Raw genomic sequence first — 19,364 nt, 5'->3', positions numbered from 1 at the left:
GTGAATACCTGAGCCGTCATTGCGAGGAAAAACTGCAAGTTTTGACAAAGCAATCTCAGGATATTTGACAAGATTGCCACGCAGCCTACGGCTGCTCGCAATGACTATATTCTCAATGTACAGCCCATTTAATCTTTTTCAAATCAATTCCCTCTTGCATCATTTCCCAAAGAGGGCTTAATTCCCTTAGTTTATCGATTTTTGAGCATATTAAATTTACTGCGTAGTCAACTTCCTGCTCGGTAGTAAATCTACCTATGCCGAACCTAATTGCAGTATGGGCAAGCTCTTCACCGATTCCCATAGAACGTAAAACATATGACGGCTCTAAAGAGGCAGAAGTACAAGCAGAACCGGAGGAAACCGCTAAATCTTTAATGGCAAGGATCATTGATTCTCCTTCAACTCCGGCAAAGCTTAAATTTAAATTACCTTTATATCTTTGATTTTTATCGCCGTTTAAATAAACTTCTGAAATTCGCTTATGTATATTATTTAAAAATCTGTCGAATAAGTAATTTACGTGCTTAGTATCTTTTTCCATCTCACTATACGCTATTTTAGCAGCCATGCCAAGCCCTACGATTAAAGGAGTCGGTAGCGTACCTGAACGCATACCTCTCTCCTGCCCACCACCGTTTATGAGCGGTGTAACACGCACACGAGGTTTTTTCCTTACATATAATGCACCTATTCCTTTCGGACCGTAAATTTTATGCCCTGAGATACTGGCAAGATCAATATTAAATGCGTTAACATCAATTGGAATTTTACCAAAACCTTGAGCAATATCGGAATGAAAAAAAACGCCCTTTTCACGGCAAATTTTCCCGATTTCCTTTAAAGGCTGAACAACACCTATTTCATTATTAACCACCATAACTGAAACTAACATAGTCTGATCGGTAATGGCATTTTTTAGAGTTTCTAAATCGATTATTCCATTTGGCTTAATCGGTAAGTATGTGATTTTTATACCTTCTTGCTCTAAATGCCTGCAAGCATCAAGTACACATTTATGTTCACTGACTACGGTAATAATATGATTCTTTTTATTGCTGTAAAATTTTGCTATTCCCTTTATTGCAAGATTGTTAGACTCAGTTGCACCGGAAGTGAAAATAATTTCTTTAGTATCCGCTCCTATTAACTTTGCTACCATACTCCTTGCCTCTTCAACGGCGTTTTCTGCCTCCCAACCGAAAGAATGGCTGCGTGAATGAGGATTGCCGAATTTGGTAGTAAAATAAGGCAACATTTCCTCCATTACTCTTGGATCTATTGGAGTTGTCGCCTGATAATCCATATATATCGGTAAGGTTAAATTGTTTAATTGTTGGTTCATATGGTTAAATTAATTCATGTTTTGGTATAGTTTAAACAGTCATCGATGTCATTCCCGCTTCCGCGGGAATGACATAAACAGAGCCGTGCAACAACGTCGCTTTTAGCTAGGAATGACATCGTAAATCTCCTCAAAAGCCTCTATAAAAGCCTCTATATCACTTACCGTATTAGTATGGCTTAAAGATATCCTAATCGAAGATTTTGCTTCTTCTTCCCCTACACCCATATTGGTTAATACATGCGATTTAGATATTTTTCCCGATGAACAAGCAGAACCGGAACTTACGCAAATATTATGTAAATCAAACCCAATTAATTTCACTTGTGCATCCGTATTTGGTATAGTAATTAAGGTAGTATTAGGCAACCTAGCTACGTTATTACTAACAATATTTACATTAGGATATTTTTTTAATTTTTTCTCTAAATTTTCTTGTAACTTTTTGATTTTTATATAATTTTCTGAGATATTGTTTGTCCTCAATGCAGAAGCTAAACCAAATCCTGCAATTGCTAAAACATTTTCAGTGCCTGAGCGTACTGATTTTTCCTGCCCTCCTCCTATAATCATTGGAGTAACTTGAAAATTAGAGCTAGAAATTAAAGCAGCACCACCCTGCCCCCCTCCTATTTTATGCCCTGAAATTGTAGCAAAATCTAATCCTAATGCTTTGATATTTATTGGTATTCTGCCAAAACCTTGCACTAAATCGCTATGAAATTTTGCCTCATATTTTTTAGTTATTTTACCTATCTCAGCTATATCTTGTAAAACTCCGCTTTCATTATTAGCCATTATTATGGAAACTAGTTTTTTACTAGTATTACTTTGAGCTAACAACTCTTCTAAATGTTCTAAATCAACTAGCCCTTGCGTATTAACACTTATAACTTTAATATTTGGAGCGTAGTTTATATGGTTATAGATCGATAAATGTTCAATAGCTGAAATAAAAATATCGCCGTCATAAAAATTTTTCATTATTAAATTATTACCTTCAGTCCCTGATGAAGTAAAAGTAATATCATATTCTCTAGATGATAAGGTTATACCAAGAGCCATCGCTATTTGTGCGCGTACCGTTTCTATGAGATTCTTAGCAAATCTACCTGAGCTATGTGCTGATGAAGGGTTAAGCTCCTTGTCCATTAAACTTATTATGAATTCCTTAACTCTAGGGTCGATAAAAGTAGTAGCATTATGGTCTAAATATATCATATATTTAAATTTGAGTTTAAAGCATCTTTAATTGAGATATTTTCAAAATAATCTCTAATATGCTTACCAAGACCTTGCCATAATTTATGCGAATTACATTTTATTGTATCAGGCACGCAAGTTTTAACTGACTTCTTATAGCAGGTAGTCATTATAAAATTTTCGTTAACGGCGTCCATAATATCGGAAATTTTTATTTCTTCTAGGTTACCGATTAAAATATACCCACCTTTCGATCCTCTAATAGCCTTAACTAGATCAGCTTTTTTAAGTTTAGAAAATATCTGCTCTAAATAGTTAAGCGATATATTTTGTTTTACGGACATTTCATTCAAAGTGACCGGTTCGGCACTTGATTTTGAAGCCATTTCAAGTATTGCCATTACGGCATATCTTCCTTTCGTCGTCAGCATCATATAACCAACCTATTAAAACTTAAAATTGTTTTATATCTACAATACCCAAGTAATTTAGTCAAGTATATAATTATATTATTTAATAAAAAATTAGCTTGTTAATATAAACTAAAATTTAATTGTGTAGAAACTAGTAGAAGTAGAAAAGAAGGAGAAAATATTATAAATAAGTGATTAATCCAACATTACCTAGGGACGTTGTTGCATGGTGCAAAAAACACCTTCGATATCATTCCTAGCTAGAAGCAGGAATCCAAAATTGCTTTGTCATCATCCCGCAAGCTTGTAGCGGGACCCAATTAATATTAGTACTTTAAATTATTTTTATGGTCCCAGTGGTCAAGCGAACTAGGTGACATAATGGGTTTTACCAATCCACGCAACAATGCCGGAGTATGACATTTAGCTGGATGCCTGCTTTCGCAGGAATGACATTTAATTATAAATAGTTAATTATTTTATTATCCACGCCCTCTGTTTGTTGTTCTATTTCTAGCTTTAGGTTTTGAAGAAGCAGCAATATTTTTTAAATTAGTTTGATAATTTTTAATTTTCTCTATTCTTTCCTATCTTAGTTTTTCATAATGAGTTTTAGCATTTTTTCTGAAACCTACTTTGGTTTCCATATTTTTTACAAAATCAGTAACAAGTATTTGTAGATGCCCTTGAATATCGATTTGACAATTTTTATCTAAAGCACCGATTTTTTCCCTATCATTTATCCCTATAACTCCTGCTGCTTCCTCAGGCTTTCCACTTAAAAATGAACCGTGAACAAGATTTTTAGTATTTGGCAAATATTGATTTTAGTACCCATATAAATTGTTCCATCCTCTCCCATTACAAATGCTTGAACATTATTCATGCTTTTACTTTCTTTACCGATAGTAGAAGCTACTTTACCGTTAGCATCAAGTAATCTTTGAGAGGAGGTATCATAGAATAATTGGTGCTTTTTTTCCTCTGGTCCCATACGTAATATTTTAAATTCATACCTATCCCATATTTGTTTACCTTGAGCTATTTTTTGAAGATGATGTTCTGCAAGTTTTGGATTTGGATGAACTACTTTAACTCTTACAGAATCTAATATTGCATCGTTTAATTTTCCTAACTCATGTTCCAGTATTAAAGCATGCTTAAATTTCTTTATTAATCTATTCCAATTATCTCTAGCTCTAGTTTTTGGATCTCTAAAAGGTGTATCAATCTTTCTTCCGACATCTCCAACTAGATAAACTTTATTATCTTTTTGGACTAAGTTATCTTTGTATAAAGGCTCTCCTTTTTGATTTATAAGTAGACCTTTTCTTTCAATAGCAGCTGATTGACCATCCTTATAAAGAATAATTTTTTCATTACTTAGTCCAAACTTTGAATTAATTTGTATTTTACCCTGATGATTTAAATGACCAATACCGATACCGTCAATATCTGCAATTTGAATATCTCTATTTTTATCAACAAATTTTCTAATTTCTTCAGAATTATTAATAAATTGACCGTTATCCTTTAATATTCCTTGTATATCGCCGGTAGTATAAGTAAATTCTTCTTTGATTGTTTTTGTGTCCTTTATAAGACCTACTGCAATGAAAATTTGTTGAAAGAAATTTAGATTGCTCTTGACTTCAACATTTTTTACTCCAATAGCTTCTCGTTCATGAATTACCAATTGATCCGGCTTAAGTAGCCGCCTTTATCATAAATATTAATTACTCTGCCTCTTATAAGGTCTACTTCTGTTGCTTCTTTATCTTGTGCAAATTCCTTAACTTGCAGCTCTTCTGCAAACCTTACTTTCTTTTTTTCTTACCCATTTAAATTACCTAAATTTATAAATAAATAACTTTAGGTTTTATTTTAACAATAAAAACTTTTATTTTTTTAATAATAGGCTGTTTTTTTAGTAAATTGAGAATTTAAAATCACATATTATATGATAACTGATTTTTCTTATATATAGTGTGATAGGTTCTTGTTAATTTGCCAAATAGCGACAAATACTAAACAAGTTGTAAACATTTGTAGTAGCTGTAATAATATGCTTAATTCCGGTATTAATATAATAATAACCGGTTGTAATATTATCGGGACTCCGCTTGAAAACATTACTAGCCTTATAGAAGTTTGTATTGAAGTTTTAGTAGTAAGTAAATTAGCTAAGCTATATACTAACAAAACTATAATACTTCTCTCTAATAAGAATGTTACAAACCAAAATAATATAATAGCCGGCATACCGAAATAAATAAATAAATTTGGTGCATATAATAAATGATCGGCAAAATATTTTTTTATTATTTCAGGAGTTAAAATAACTTCATTTTGCTTGAATATCTCAGAATAGTTAACAGTACTTAGAAAATTTTTCTTAGTATTGGCTACAATTAAATTTATCTTCAGCTTATTCTCTTCAAGTACAAACGGTATTTTGCTTTTTTCTTTGTTAGAAACTTGATTTTTTGTATCAATGACGACTATTTTATTGTTATTCTTGCTATATAAATATATAGGCTCTACTTCTTCAACTGAAATGTTTGAATTATTATATTTAATTTCCGGTAATTGATTGATAATATATTCAATGTTGGCTGTAACTTTTGATGATTGTATTCCGTTAAAATAATCTTTTAAAGTTATTATGTAATTTAATATAAAAATACAATAAATTATTGATGGAATAAAAGATAAGGTAAATACATATCTTATTCCGTACCCTTGATAGTTTTTATATACATCTTTATAAAACTCTATAGAGCGAATTGATAAATGTAATTGACGGAGTAGTGTATTTAATCCTCCTAATATAAATGATAATAAATACATGTATAAGTAATTTATTTAAGTTTTTCAACCTCTTCCTTCTTTAATCCGGTTGAGGTAGCTATTAAATCAGTTTTTACACCGGCTGTGATTAAATTTTTGGCTATATTAATTGTGATTTAAGTATTTTTTCTATTTCTATTATATCATTTTGACCAAGTTTGGTCAAAATGTAGAATAACATTAACTCTATATAATCAATCCCTATATTAACCTCAACAAATATAGTAAAAGGTCTGCTATTTCTTACCATCTCTTTAACAAATCTCGTGTATGAATGTGCTTCATAAAAAATTATAAAATTCCGGACCAAGTATTTTCTGTCAATTTTTCATCAGGAATTTCATGAACATTAATTAGCTGATAATCATTAATCCAAGTAGCTTTTACTAATTCACTATTTTCAAATAATTCCCATAAATTTAAAGGAGCAGTATATTTTTGTATGCCATTATAAAACACTAAAGGATATATGAAAGGAAATTTTGTGTTTTTTAGTACTTTCTATGATATTCAGCAATATTTAACATAATATCATCACGGTTTGTATATAAAGATTCAATAAATAAAATAGAGTCCTTTAAAGCTAGTTGCACAGCTATATTGTCCTGATCATGTCTTTCTATAGCTTTAGAAGAAAGCCCAAATTCTTTAACTACATCACCTAATTCTTTTATATTAGATAGATTTTTCAGTATTTTAGATGTGTCATGTGATATATTGGGGTTTATTTGTATTATCCAACCTAGGATTTTGGCGATTGTGAATTCAATATAATTACTAGGATTATTAAGTAGTGTATTCAATATTTTTAATGTCTCTTGGGCTAAACTAGGATTTATACGTACTGTTTCAGTTAAGCTCCAAATAACTACAATTTTGACTTCGTTGCCGGAATCGTTTAATACTTCTTTCAATATACTAAATATTGCTAATGTTAAACTTGACAATATAATTTATTTTTTTTATTTATTGCAACTATTAATTATTAATGTATAAGAAATTATACACTCAACAAAATTAGCACTTATAGTTATGAAATATAAAAATATGAAATGAACATCTAAAATATTAGCCATAGGAATTTTAATAGCCGGTAATAATATATTTGCACAGGATACGAAGTCTGCTAAAGAATAAGAACAAAGCAGGATTATTAGAACTAAGCTGTAGAGGGCTTTAGCAACTATAGGGTTTTCAAATGCACTACGTACAATCTCATCATGTTTAGGCTTTTTTTTGTATAATATAATTTTACGAAGAAAATAATTTTAATTAGAGGTAGTATTAAAGTGCAATATTATATATAAGTTTGTTGATAAAAAATGATTTATTTACTAATATCTATATTTCCATAAATAATATTAGTTTTATATGCTACTGCTACTTCCTGAAATAACTTTGACTTTAATAGCACTTTTAGGGCAGTTTTTTGCCGTAATGATCCCAAATAAAAATAGAATTATTTCTAATATCATTATTTTACTATGCATATTATCAATTTTTCTTACCTTTAAGTATTCAAGTTATGAAGGAGTATGGTACTCATTTGCTACCGGAATAAATATCGGTATTAGTAAAAGCATAGTGCTACTATTCACTATTATCTCCATGATTATATACCGTGATTACTCTATTCTTGTTGCTGAGGAATTAAAGTTTGAATTTATTACTTTAATGTTATTATCGGTCGTAGGTATTTTTGTTGCAATTTCATCACGGAATTTTCTATTATTATTCTGCGGTATGGAGCTTACTGCTTTAACTTCATATGCACTTGCAGGATTCAAATTAAATGATATGAAATCATCGGAAGGTGCTTTAAAATATTTTATCTTAGGTAGTTTAGTTAGTTGTTTATCATTATTCGGTATTTCTTTTATATACGGATTTGGCGGAAGCCTACAATTTGAGGATATCTTATATAAACTAAATGATAATTCCGGAATGAATCTTGGTTTAATAATCGGTATTGTACTATTTTTAAGTAGTATTTTCTTTAAACTCTCAAGTGTTCCACTCCATTTTTGGGTCCCTGACGTATATGAAGGATCACCGATTACTTCGGTTACTTATTTCACCGCTGCCTCAAAAATAGGTATGGTTATTGTTTTATTAAATATCAGCAAATTAATTATAGGTAATTACTACCTTATTAATTATAATTTAATAAAGATAATTGCTATGTTATCTATGCTGTTTGGAGCTTTTGGAGCCATTCGTCAAACTTCTCTAAAAAGATTAATGGCTTATAGTACTATTTTAAATATCGGTTATGTATTAATCGGCGTTCTTCTGCATAATCAAGAAGGATATAAAGCAACTCTACTATATATTCTAATATATGCGGTAGGGAGTATAGGATTTTTTACTTGCTTAATTATACTGCTCGGTAAAGACGTCGATAAAGCTAGTTTTAAAACTATACAAGGAATTGCAGAGCATCATAAAACTATAGCTGCCGTAATTAGCATAGTTATGTTTTCAATGATTGGAATCCCTCCTCTTACAGGATTTTTCGGTAAATATTACCTTTTTTATCAAGCAATTAATCAAGAAGAATTCGCATTAGCTTATTGTGGTATTTTTACCAGCGTAGTTGCTGCGTTTTATTATCTTAAAGTAGTAAAAGCCATGTATTTTTCTAAAAAGATTGAGATAATTAAGCTGCCGATGCAATATGGGCTTTTACTGATTAATTACTTAGTTGTAGGCTTCTTGTTGCTTGGTTCATTTATTATCTCGTTTTAGCCGGTGTAGACTTTTTATTAACAACACTAGCTGCAGTAGTTTGAGTAGGCTTCATAACCTTTTCTTTTAGACTCTTTATATGTTTTAGATTTTCTTCATCTAATTTTAATAAATCTTGGTCTTTTTGTTTAGCTTTTTTAGCTAGACCTAATTGACTTGGAGTAACACTAACCATATCATCCGTTCCAACTGCTTTCTTAAGTTTTTCTAGAGTATCTACATATTCTCTGTTTGCATATATATTTGTCTTTACCAATTTTTGTTTTGGTTCTTTCTTTATTTTATCAGAAGAACCAGCTAAATTTCTTTCATCTTTAATATCTTCATTTAAACTTTTTATTGTCTTTATTAAATGTTTTTTCACACTATCTCTAATACCAAGTATTTCTAAAATTCTTGCAAAATTAGTAGTAATTTTATTTCTTAATTTAAGTTTTTGTCCTCCTTTTTTTCTTTCTTCATAATTAAGAATTTTCGCAAAATAATCAGGATACTCTTTCATTAATGTTTTTAATCCTTGCTCTTTCACTTCGTAATAAGGAAAACTATCTTTTTTAGAAATTAAACTATTTACTTTAATTTCTAAGCCGTATTCCTTTAAGGATTCTTGCCTTTTTTTCATTGTATCTATTAAACTAGCCTTAATTTCTTCAGGCGTTATTTCTTTAGATTGTTTATTATTAAATTGTTTTGGCATCGCTTGTTTTGCAAATTCTGCAATTGCTTCATTACTATAATATTTAGTTAATTCATCAAAACTTTTATCAATAGTTTTGCTTAAATCAATTTTAGAAACTGCAAGTAAGCTATCGGCAAAATTAGGATTTTTTGTTCTTAAATTAGAAGGAAATTCTCTAAAATGGTTAGTGGGACCGAATCCAGGCAAATGTTTGGCTCTTGAATGCGGATATATATTATTTGTTAAATTATCAAAACTACCAGCAAAATCAATTCTTACTAATTTAGGTAAAGTTTTTGGATTTTTTTGATCTCTGATAACTCCTATATTTCCAACATGTATATCAAAATCGCCGATCAATAAACTTGCCGGCATAATGTTTTCAAAGTTCTGATACTTAATTTCCTTAAAAGCATTTTCTAAGGTTCTAAATAATTTATTTCTAGCCCCCATAAAAAGTGGTCTACCGCCGTCCTTTCTAAACCAAGAACTCGGTTTAGTTTTAGCAGACATATGTTTATCCATGTCCACATACATATCGCTACTATAATTCTCAAAAAATTCAGATTTGACATATATTTGCGAATCAACGGTTTTAGATTTATTAAAATCATCAGGAACAATTAAATTAACCTTTGCTCCATTTCCAGGACTTATAGCTTCAAAAATTTGAGATCCTAAAAACTCGGCTATATTTTTTGAGCTTGAAGCCTCTTTTTTTATCATTGCCGTAATTTTACCGTCTAAGCTTTGATATACTCCGCCATGCTCTCCTACCTCATTAGCTCCGCCTCCTTTAGGCTTTAAAAAATTCCAACCTTTAAATACTGATTTCTTATTTTGCGTCATCTTCGCCTCTTTACAATGATTTACATCAAATTGATAATTTTGATATAATTATAAAACATATTATTTATTTTATATCAAGAACAGAAGCCGTTTTCTACTTAATTTTATTGTTCTTTAATATTTCAGCTACTTCAAGAGCTGCATAGGTAAATATACCTGTGGCACCGGCACGTTTAAAACTAATTAATGACTCCATCAAAGCTCTCTCCCAATCAATTGCCCCTGCTTCTGCTGCAAATTTTAACATTGCATATTCTCCACTAACCTGATATGCAAAAATTTTAACATTAAAATTATTTGCCGCTTCACGAATAACATCCAAAAACGGCATACCAGGCTTCACCATTACTATATCGGCTCCCTCTGCTATATCATGCTCAATCTCAAGCATTGCTTCCTTAATATTACGTACATCCATTTGATAGCTTGATTTATCTAAATAATTCTTTTTATTACTCTTAACAGCATCGCGAAACGGACCGTAAAAACTTGACGCATATTTAGCGGCATAAGCAAGAATTCCAACATTTATAAATCCCTCTTTGTCAAGATATTCCCTTATAGCCCTGATTCTTCCATCCATCATATCGGAAGGTGCAACAATATCTAATCCAGCTTTTGCTAGCACTAATGCCTGATTACACAAAGCTCTTACTGATCTATCATTATCAACTTCCCCATGATGCACAATACCATCATGACCATGTGTAGTATAAGGATCAAGTGCTACATCGCATATTATACCAATATCGATATTAGCGTTTTTGATGCTTCTAATAGTTCTACATATTAAATTATCTAAATTATAAGCCTCATCGGCATTTTCACTTTTTAGACTTTGATCAATACTCGGAAATAATGCAATAACATTAATACCAAGCTCTGCTGCTTCTTTTGCCGTTTCTACTATTTGATCAATCGATAAACGATATATACCAGGCATAGTTTTAATTTCTTGCCTTTCATTATGTCCTTCAACAACAAATAAAGGCAACACTAAATCACTAACCGATAAATTACTTTCGGATATTAACTCTCTAAGCCAAAAAGCTTTTCTATTTCTTCTAAGTCTAATATGGGGATACATAAAATTCATATCTCATTTTAGTTAATAACTTGGATTCTAATATATAAAATATATAACCTAACTTATAGTAAAAATATTGCATTACAAAAAGAAATTTTGCTTGCAATTTATAAAAAATTTAAGCAAGCTGTTTAATTATGTAAATAAACATAGGAGCTTAATAAGGAGCTTAATATGGCACAATATAATATTCCAACATCAGTAAAAGATAGAATACAAGAGTGGGAAAAAAATCAAAAAATATGTCAAATAACCCACCAAAAAATACAAAACCGGCTATTCCTCCAAAACCCACTTCTGAGCAAATAAAGGCATGGAACGAGGCACATAAAAAACAGACTGACTTAACTACACATTCCCAAGCATTTGATATATTTGTTGACACCCCATCTCCGCAAGTTGAAACCCAAAAGCCTATTATTTTTTCAAAACCGGCTCCGGAACAAACAAAAGTACCGGAAGAAACACCTAAAAAACAATCTAATTTAACCGTAAAAGAGAAAATAGAGAAATTTTTTAAAGATCATACTATTGATACCAAAGATGCTTTGATTCCGGAATTTAGCCGCTATATAGCATTAAGCGGTTCTATGGCAGGGAAGCGTCTTGATGTTACTACTAAAGCTTATGAACAATCATTAGGACGGCTAATAAAACAAGTAGGAGTACCTCAAAAAGAGTTTGTTTCTTTTATAGAAGATGATCTAATAAAGAATCATACACACAAAGATAAATTTAAAAAAATCAATCAACATTATAAATTACCTGAACCACCTAAACTATCTGAGATAATTGATAATCTTAGAGAATTAGTAAACAATGATGATATAATAGCTTATTTGAAACAAAATAGAAAACACATTGAATTTAAAGAAAAAGTAAATAATATTATTCAGATTTATGATGATAATAAACATAATCCAGCTGCTATAGCTAAAGTTGAAGCAAAACTGAAAGAGGTAGGTAAATGGTGTGAAGAAACTACAAAATGGACAATAATCCTATTTGGAACAATATTGGTAATTTTATAAAATATTCTTTTACCGGAGATAAAGCTAAAGCTGCTTTTTATAAAGATGCTATAAAAATTCTACTCAAAATACTAAAAAAGCTATAGCAGAAATACAAAAATCTCTTACCAATCCTTCTCCCCATTCATCTAATGTTCCACCGTCAAGAACCAAGGAGCAAGATATAGAAGCTAATAAAAACTTTTAGGATCGATATCTATTTTTAGATGGCAAAAAGAAGGAATTTTTATAAGGCTTAGCCAAAATTTTAAATATTTCTGCAAATTAAATTTCTTATCGGCTATAATAAGTATTCGGTAACGATATTTACCAGCGAGCTTTGACATTAATGAGCTTGCCGGTCCTAAAATTTTCACGTTTGCTTTTGGTGCAATTCGGACCATATCCCTAGCAATTTCTAGAATTTTAGCCTCACTGGAACCTGATAAAATTACCGATGCTGTTTTGGAAAATGGCGGCATATCTGCTGATTTTCTTATTTCAAGTTCATTTGCAAAAAAACTATCTTCATCACCAGCTTTAACATAACTAAAAATTGTATTATCAGGATAATAGCTTTGTAAATATACTACACCTTTACTATCTCCTCTACCCGCTCTACCACCTACCTGATGTAGTAGCTGAAAAGTTCGCTCAGATGCTCTAAGATCGGCATTATTGCTTCCAAGATCGGCATCTATTACTCCAACTAAAGTAAGATTCGGAAAGTGATAACCTTTTGTTATTATTTGTGTGCCTATTAAAATATCAATTTCTAAATTTTCCATTTGATGTAGAAGCTGTGCTATTTTTTCCGGGCTTTTAGCATGATCTTTACTTATCACCGCAATTTTACTCTCAGGAAAAAGTGCTTTTGCTTCTTCCTCTATTCTCTCTATACCTGGACCACAGATAGTTAATGTTTCATCCTCTAGACATTCAGGACAAGAACTAAAAATTTTACTTTGATAACCGCAATGGTGACATTCAAGTTTTTTAGTCGCTTTATGTACTACCATCCAAGAAGAGCAAAATTTACAGGTCAATCTGTGACCGCAAGCTTTGCATAGCATGAGCGGAGCATAACCACGCCTATTAAGAAATAATAAGACTTGCTTTTTATTATCTAAATTACCTTTGATAGCTTCTATAAGAAGCTTGGATAAATAGGAATTCTTAGATAACTTTTCTTTAGTCATATCGATTATTTCTATATTTGGCAAATCGACATTTTTGTATCTATTAACCAATGTAACCAATTGATATTTACCCATTTCTATATTATGTATCGTTTCAATAGACGGTGTTGCCGAACACAAAACAATTTGTGCTTTATCAAATGTACCTCTTACGATAGCCGTATCCCTAGCATTATATAATATACCGTCATCTTGTTTATAGGAATCGTCATGTTCCTCATCTATAACTATTAAACCGAGATTTTTAAAAGGTAAAAACAAACTACTTCTAGCCCCAATTACTACTTTAACTTTATCGCTTAATATACCTCTTAAAATCATTTTCTTGTGAGCTTTGGTAACGCTTGAGTTCCATATGATAGGCTCAAAACCGAATCGCTCTATAAAACGATTAATAATTTGTGTACTTAAAGCAATTTCAGGCAACATAACAAGCACTTGTTTGCCTTTTGCTAAGTAATCTGCTATTAGATGAAAATATATTTCTGTTTTACCTGATCCAGTAACACCTTTAACAAGTGTTGGCTTATTACTTTCATTTAAAATTGTTACTGCTTGTTTCTGCTCCTCTGACAAATCAGGTAGCACAAAGTTACTATTGACCTTCTGCGCCTTAACTTTAATCGGTTTTTCAGCAATATCTATAGGTAATACTAATTTGGCTATGCTCCCAAGCTCTGACATATAGTAGCTACTCATCCATTTAATTAATTCTAAAACTTCTGAAGTAATATTTAAGTTTAACGGTACTTTCGCTCTAATAGTTTTTATTTTTTTTGCCTCGGAATTTGAAACAAGCTCCCATACTATGCCGGTTAATTCCTTATTTCTAAAAGGCACTACAACAAGATCACCTATGTTTAACTCTAAATCTTCAGGTATTAAATAATCTAGCGGAAATAATTTTGCTACCGGTAATAATATTTTTGCTATTCGCATATATAATGTATTTTATAATTTTTTTTTTATTATATACTAAACTGATAAATTATAGAAACCTAGATGAATAAAGAAACAAAAATTGTTATAGCAATTTCTGGAGCTTCAGGAGCAATATACGGTATTCGTTTGCTTGAAGTACTAAAGCAAAAAAATATCGAAACTCATTTGGTGATTTCAGAGGGAGCAGCTCTTACTATAAAGCTCGAAACTCAATATTCTATAGATGAAGTTAAGCTACTGGCTAATGATTATTATGACGATAAAGATTTAGGTGCTACTATTTCAAGCGGCTCTTTTAAAACTTCAGGCATGATAATAGCCCCTTGTAGTATGAAGACCTTAGCCAGTATTGCTCACTCAATGGAAGATAATTTAATTAGTAGAACGGCAGGTGTTGTACTTAAAGACAGAAGGAAACTTATTTTAATGACCCGTGAAACTCCTTTGCATATCGGACATTTAGAAAATATGTTAAAAGTAGCGAGTTACGGTGGCATTATATCGCCGCCCGTGCCGGCTTTTTATAATAACCCTGTAAGTATAGATGATATAGTGAATCATTCTATTACTAGAGTTTTAGATTTTTTCGATATCGAAACTAATTTAATTAAACGCTGGGATAGTTATGAGCAATAAAGTATCAACTTTACTATTAAAACTTGTATTTAAAAAAGCCCGTAATATCATTAATAAATATTTTTCACCGGAAGAAAGTTTAGTAGATAAATTAATCGCTGAACGTAGAAATGAAGCAAAGAATGAATAATGTAAAATGTTCTGTTTTGGGCTTTGTTGTGTGGATCGGTTTTAACGTCATTGTGAGGAAATTACATAAGTAATTGACGAAGCAATCCAGTAAAAATTCTGATTTACAGAATTTTTTTATCACCACGCAGCCTACGGCTGCTTGCAATGACGACTCGGTATCCTTTCAAACCATATAATAATTTAACAAACAACAATGATACGTAATAAAATAAATAACGAAACAAATATATTAGCTGATAACGAAGATAATTTACCTATATCAAGGGTTTTACCTTCAAATGTTCAAGCAGAGCAAATGCTACTTGGGGCGATTTTAACCAATAACGAATTACTAAATTACGTATCGGAATTTTTACGTGATGAACATTTTTTTGAACCTATTCATCAAAAAATCTATAAGGCAATTGAGAAAATTACTGAAAAAGGGCTAACAGCTACACCTATTACTTTACGTAGTATGTTAACTCAAGATGAACTATTTCAAGAAGTAGAAGGAGCGGCGTATTTAGCAAAATTGATAACTATGTCAATGATGGTAATAAATCCGGTTGATTATGGTAAAATAATATATGATTTAGCAATAAAGCGTAATTTAATAAATATCGGTGAAGAAGTAGTAAATAATGCCTATAATTCTTCATTAGAAGTTGAAGCAAAGGAACAGATTGAACATGCCGAAGCTAAACTTTACGATTTAGCTAGCGAAGGCTTGAATGAAAAAAGTTTTACCAAAATCGGTATATCTATTTCAGAGTCACTAGCTAGTATTAATAGGGCTATGAAAAATAATGATCATATAATCGGTATATCTACCGGTTTGATTGATCTAGATAATAAATTATGCGGCTTTCATAATTCCGATCTTATAATTCTTGCAGGACGTCCGTCGATGGGTAAAACGGCATTTGCTATAAATCTTGCACTTAATGCCTGTAATAATATGCGCCTTAAAAATATTAGAGATAATCAAGAAATTCAGTCAGTAGGTTTTTTCTCTTTAGAAATGTCCTCAGAACAGCTAACCACACGTCTACTTTCAATGTGTGCAGAAATTGATTCTACTTCTCTTCGTACGGGGATTCTAGGTGAAGAAAAATATAACCGTCTTCGCAAGGAAGCAAATACTTTATCGGAATTACAATTTTTTATCGATGATACCCCTGCTCTATCTATTTCCGCTATAAGAACAAGAGCTAGAAGAATGAAACGCAAGCATAATCTCGGTATATTATTTATTGATTATTTACAATTAATTAGAGGAGTAAGTAAATCTGAAAATAGAGTTAGCGAGATTTCAGAAATAACCCAAGGTTTAAAAGCAATAGCAAAAGAGTTAAATATTCCGGTTATTGCGTTATCTCAGCTTTCAAGAGCGGTAGAACTACGTGAGGATAAAAAACCTATGCTATCCGATCTTCGAGAATCGGGAACTATAGAACAGGATGCTGATATAGTAATGTTTATTTATCGTGAAGAATATTATTTAACTAGAAAAGAACCGGCAGCAGGTGATGCTAAACATGCCGCATGGTTAGATAAGCTCAACAAAGTATATAATATTGCCGATATAATTGTTGCAAAACATCGTAACGGACCAGTTGGAAATGTTCCGCTTTATTATGATAGTCAATTTTCTAAATTTGGTAATTTGGAGACAAGAACTTTTAACTCTAATTAAATCAGAATTGTTTTACGTCATTATTGCGTGGATACCAAATCGTCATTGCGAGCGAACGTTAGTGAGAGTGGCAATCTCAGGAATTTTTCCTGAGATTGCTTCGTCAGTTACTTCATACCTTCCTCACAATGACGATGTTTATCTTTTATTTTTTTCTGCCCATCCTATTGCTTTATCAAGCATCTCATTATTATTGTTCCTATAAAGCCACATCTCATTATCAGGAATGAACTTACCGGGCTTTATTATTATAGTACCGTCACTTAATGTTAAAACTTGTATCTGTTTTCCTGCATATTTCTTCCCCATGGATATTTGCCCGTTATTTCCTACATGTTTGATTGTTTCTATATTATTTCCTATTATCATAATATACAAAATTCCTATTTTTTAATATTACTAGTATATGTATAAATAATAAATAGCCTTATTATTTAGTTACTATATTAACAAGTTCATAGCCCATTATAAGCATTTCGACAATTACGCATATAATAATTAGATATTGTTTTTGTAATTCAAGATAATAAATTATTTATCTTTGCTTTATATAAAAGATAAACCGGTAATAAAATTGCAATAATTACAAGAATCATACCAGCAAATCCTAAAATTATAATAAAAGCATTAGGTACTACTCTACTGCTACAATATAAGCTGGTAATATAGTAACTATAGAAGCGGTCATATTACGCATTACTACATTCGGTATCGAATTCATAAACATAGTTTTAAGGGAATCACATAGCCCTACTCCGAGTATTGATGTAACGATAGCAAGAGTTGAAATTATCCAAACTAATAATTGTACGGACGGCCATTTTGCTATATTACTTAATTCCTTAAATCTCTGACTTCTACATTACTGGTAATCATTTGTTGATAAAATGTTGGATTATTATGATGTACTACAATAAGAATACTACAAGTCCAAATTATATATACTATTGCAGGAATTAAGCTTCCAAATAAAAACGCCGTCTTTAGCATTTTTGTTACAATAATTAGTTAAGGTATGGAAGATTGCTTGAAAACCAAATGAAGTAAAAACTACCGGAGTGACTATACCCCATATAGATATTTCTTTTAGAGGTAATAATAATACACCATGCTCCTATATAAGTTATACTTGTATTTAAAGCTAATAACTTCTGTAATATTGAAGAGCCTCCGTATATAAATACTGCAAGTAAAGCATATGAAAGGAGCTTAAGACTTACCGTACCGATGATTTGAGCAGTATGTCCTGAAAAATATTTTCCCAATGCCCAAGTGTTAAGCCTTTACCCGCTTGAAGATTAAGCTCTAGGTTAATTAAAGAAGTATAATACATTATAAACCAAATTATAAACATCAATATTATACTAGGTATTATACCTAATTTTGCTAATACCATGGGTAGTGCTATCATACCGCTACCTATACAAGTACCTGAAATTAACAGGATTGAACCAATAAGTTTTTGCATATTTTGCATAATTTAATGAAGTTTAGATTAAAGCAAAGGACTTAATTTTTGTTAAAAAGAAAATCAGCTAAAAAAAGACGATAAGAATTTTAAAGAATAAAAAGTTTTGATAAGTAAAAGTAACATTCGTATAATTTTGTTAAAACATATGTAGCGGTATAGTATAATTATATTAATAATTAATGTAAAATTATTAATATTGCTTTTTAAGGGTATTTTTATATATTCTTATTAGACCTCTTCCCAAACCAACTTATAGAGAGGAATTGAAAGGAGACACGGAACACAGCACTACAGCGTATATAGAAATACGTGAAGATGCGAGTACCGGATCGACGTATAAATTATCTCTAGAAGCGACGCTTGGGAAGAGGTCTATTGAAAATTACTATATTTAAAAATGCATAGATTAGCTAAAATAATTAGTAATGCAGGAGTTTGTTCTAGGCGTGATGCTGAAAAGCTGATAGTTGAAGGACAGGTAAAAGTAGACGGCATTACAATTTTATCACCGGCTACAAATGTTGATATTAGTAATCAAATTGAAGTATCAGGCACATTAATCAATAATATACACAAACCAAGGCTTTGGATTTATTACAAACCTGTTGGTTTAATTACCACTCATAAAGATCCTTTATCTCGTAAAACGGTGTTTGAACAGCTAACCGGTTTACCTCGTGTTATTTCAATAGGTAGGCTGGATTTAAATAGCGAAGGTTTATTATTACTAACTAATAGCGGTGATTTAGCTCGTCAGTTTGAGCTCCCCTCAAGTAGGTTAAAGCGAGTATATCATGTTAGGGCGTATGGGCAGTTTGATATTCTACTAAAAAGCAATTATAAAAATTTAGAAATTGACGGGATATTTTATAACCCTCATTCGATAAAATTACTTAAGCAAAATAAGACTAATTCTTGGTTTGAAGTAGTTTTATTTGAAGGAAAAAATCGTGAAATTAGAAGAATATTCGAGTATTGTGGACTAAAAGTTAACAAATTAATTAGGATTCAATATGGTAGTTTTACAATAGATAATCTAAAACCCGGAGACTATAAAGAAATAAATAATAAAGTACTGGAAAAATAATTAGTAATGTGTTATTATTAATACATCTTAACTAA

Annotated in this window: 20 protein-coding genes and 3 pseudogenes; 7 read left to right on the top strand and 16 right to left on the bottom strand. The window is 31.0% G+C overall.

Translation table 11 applies throughout. The features are described 5' to 3' along the window. Positions 1–112 precede the first annotated feature (112 nt). The 9 genes and pseudogenes from RAT170B_RS05950 to RAT170B_RS11690 all read right to left on the bottom strand — a co-directional run bounded on the left by RAT170B_RS05950 (position 113) and on the right by RAT170B_RS11690 (position 6,725). The gene (locus RAT170B_RS05950; protein WP_014014437.1) at positions 113–1,345 is read right to left on the bottom strand and encodes an IscS subfamily cysteine desulfurase; all 1,233 of its coding nucleotides are present in this window, start codon (positions 1,343–1,345) and stop codon (positions 113–115) included. A gap of 102 nt (positions 1,346–1,447) precedes the next feature. Beyond that, positions 1,448–2,566 (bottom strand): cysteine desulfurase family protein, encoded by a 1,119-nt coding sequence (locus RAT170B_RS05945; RefSeq protein WP_014014438.1) that lies wholly within the window; start codon positions 2,564–2,566, stop codon positions 1,448–1,450. Then, positions 2,563–2,982, bottom strand: a complete 420-nt coding sequence (locus RAT170B_RS05940; protein ID WP_012150915.1) for a Fe-S cluster assembly transcription factor — start codon at positions 2,980–2,982, stop codon at positions 2,563–2,565. Before RAT170B_RS05940 ends, RAT170B_RS05945 begins: the two co-directional genes overlap by 4 nt. A gap of 461 nt (positions 2,983–3,443) precedes the next feature. Then, positions 3,444–3,686: pseudogene (locus RAT170B_RS12220) on the bottom strand (hypothetical protein). A gap of 53 nt (positions 3,687–3,739) precedes the next feature. Beyond that, complete coding sequence (locus RAT170B_RS05930; RefSeq protein ID WP_261368743.1) at positions 3,740–4,657, bottom strand: hypothetical protein; 918 nt, start codon at positions 4,655–4,657, stop codon at positions 3,740–3,742. Positions 4,658–4,938: 281 nt separating this feature from the next. Next, the gene (locus RAT170B_RS05925) at positions 4,939–5,811 is read right to left on the bottom strand and encodes a DUF1189 family protein (protein ID WP_045805869.1); all 873 of its coding nucleotides are present in this window, start codon (positions 5,809–5,811) and stop codon (positions 4,939–4,941) included. Positions 5,812–5,911: 100 nt separating this feature from the next. Next, the gene (locus RAT170B_RS10605) at positions 5,912–6,061 is read right to left on the bottom strand and encodes a hypothetical protein (RefSeq protein ID WP_014014441.1); all 150 of its coding nucleotides are present in this window, start codon (positions 6,059–6,061) and stop codon (positions 5,912–5,914) included. Between the two features lie 41 nt (positions 6,062–6,102). Next, positions 6,103–6,270 (bottom strand): Rpn family recombination-promoting nuclease/putative transposase, encoded by a 168-nt coding sequence (locus RAT170B_RS05920; protein WP_014120874.1) that lies wholly within the window; start codon positions 6,268–6,270, stop codon positions 6,103–6,105. 32 nt (positions 6,271–6,302) lie between these two features. Continuing rightward, positions 6,303–6,725, bottom strand: a complete 423-nt coding sequence (locus RAT170B_RS11690; protein WP_045805905.1) for a hypothetical protein — start codon at positions 6,723–6,725, stop codon at positions 6,303–6,305. Between the two features lie 457 nt (positions 6,726–7,182). Between RAT170B_RS11690 and nuoN the strand changes: the two genes are divergently transcribed. Next, positions 7,183–8,559: an NADH-quinone oxidoreductase subunit NuoN gene (nuoN, locus tag RAT170B_RS05910; protein ID WP_045805868.1), complete on the top strand. Its 1,377-nt coding sequence runs from the start codon at positions 7,183–7,185 to the stop codon at positions 8,557–8,559. Here the strand turns inward: nuoN and RAT170B_RS05905 are convergent. Further along, entirely contained in the window at positions 8,546–10,087 is a 1,542-nt protein-coding gene (locus RAT170B_RS05905; RefSeq protein WP_045805867.1) for a hypothetical protein, read from the bottom strand. The genes nuoN and RAT170B_RS05905 overlap by 14 nt on opposite strands. Before the next feature lie 94 nt (positions 10,088–10,181). Beyond that, the gene (gene hemB, locus RAT170B_RS05900) at positions 10,182–11,174 is read right to left on the bottom strand and encodes a porphobilinogen synthase (RefSeq protein WP_014014446.1); all 993 of its coding nucleotides are present in this window, start codon (positions 11,172–11,174) and stop codon (positions 10,182–10,184) included. Between the two features lie 221 nt (positions 11,175–11,395). Between hemB and RAT170B_RS11685 the strand changes: the two genes are divergently transcribed. Continuing rightward, positions 11,396–12,205, top strand: a complete 810-nt coding sequence (locus tag RAT170B_RS11685) for a hypothetical protein (protein WP_261368742.1) — start codon at positions 11,396–11,398, stop codon at positions 12,203–12,205. A gap of 170 nt (positions 12,206–12,375) precedes the next feature. Here the strand turns inward: RAT170B_RS11685 and RAT170B_RS05890 are convergent, their stop codons facing one another. Then, positions 12,376–14,322: a primosomal protein N' gene (locus tag RAT170B_RS05890; RefSeq protein WP_014014447.1), complete on the bottom strand. Its 1,947-nt coding sequence runs from the start codon at positions 14,320–14,322 to the stop codon at positions 12,376–12,378. Between the two features lie 63 nt (positions 14,323–14,385). Here RAT170B_RS05890 and RAT170B_RS05885 point away from each other — a divergent pair, with 63 nt between their 5' ends. The 3 genes from RAT170B_RS05885 (at position 14,386) to RAT170B_RS05880 (ending at position 16,771) form a co-directional block, all read left to right on the top strand. Next, a complete protein-coding gene (locus tag RAT170B_RS05885) occupies positions 14,386–14,961 on the top strand; it encodes a UbiX family flavin prenyltransferase (protein WP_045805866.1) in 576 nt (191 codons plus the stop codon). Further along, complete coding sequence (locus tag RAT170B_RS10595) at positions 14,951–15,091, top strand: hypothetical protein (RefSeq protein ID WP_014014449.1); 141 nt, start codon at positions 14,951–14,953, stop codon at positions 15,089–15,091. The genes RAT170B_RS05885 and RAT170B_RS10595 overlap by 11 nt, the downstream gene beginning before the upstream one ends. Positions 15,092–15,286: 195 nt before the next feature. Next, positions 15,287–16,771, top strand: a complete 1,485-nt coding sequence (locus RAT170B_RS05880) for a replicative DNA helicase (RefSeq protein ID WP_045805865.1) — start codon at positions 15,287–15,289, stop codon at positions 16,769–16,771. A 138-nt stretch (positions 16,772–16,909) separates the two neighbouring features. Here RAT170B_RS05880 and RAT170B_RS05875 read toward each other — a convergent pair whose 3' ends face one another. The 4 genes and pseudogenes from RAT170B_RS05875 to RAT170B_RS11675 form a co-directional block, all read right to left on the bottom strand. Then, positions 16,910–17,140, bottom strand: a complete 231-nt coding sequence (locus RAT170B_RS05875; protein ID WP_014014451.1) for a hypothetical protein — start codon at positions 17,138–17,140, stop codon at positions 16,910–16,912. 149 nt (positions 17,141–17,289) lie between these two features. Beyond that, positions 17,290–17,498: pseudogene (locus tag RAT170B_RS12215) on the bottom strand (aromatic amino acid transport family protein). A 277-nt stretch (positions 17,499–17,775) separates the two neighbouring features. After that, entirely contained in the window at positions 17,776–18,036 is a 261-nt protein-coding gene (locus RAT170B_RS11680) for a to amino acid permease (protein ID WP_261368741.1), read from the bottom strand. Then, positions 17,988–18,239 (bottom strand): aromatic amino acid transport family protein, encoded by a 252-nt coding sequence (locus RAT170B_RS11675; protein WP_024704589.1) that lies wholly within the window; start codon positions 18,237–18,239, stop codon positions 17,988–17,990. Before RAT170B_RS11675 ends, RAT170B_RS11680 begins: the two co-directional genes overlap by 49 nt. Before the next feature lie 230 nt (positions 18,240–18,469). Here RAT170B_RS11675 and RAT170B_RS09025 point away from each other — a divergent pair. After that, positions 18,470–18,622: pseudogene (locus tag RAT170B_RS09025) on the top strand (palindromic element RPE1 domain-containing protein); the annotation flags it as partial. A gap of 17 nt (positions 18,623–18,639) precedes the next feature. Continuing rightward, positions 18,640–19,329 carry a pseudouridine synthase gene (locus RAT170B_RS05860; RefSeq protein ID WP_045805864.1) on the top strand — a complete coding sequence of 230 codons (690 nt, stop codon included), beginning with the start codon at positions 18,640–18,642 and terminating at the stop codon, positions 19,327–19,329. Positions 19,330–19,364: the final 35 nt, after the last annotated feature.

Source organism: Rickettsia argasii T170-B (assembly GCF_000965185.1).
Lineage (GTDB): Bacteria > Pseudomonadota > Alphaproteobacteria > Rickettsiales > Rickettsiaceae > Rickettsia > Rickettsia rickettsii.
The sequence above is the reverse complement of the archived record's forward strand: the minus strand, read 5'-3'. Positions and strand labels throughout refer to the sequence as shown.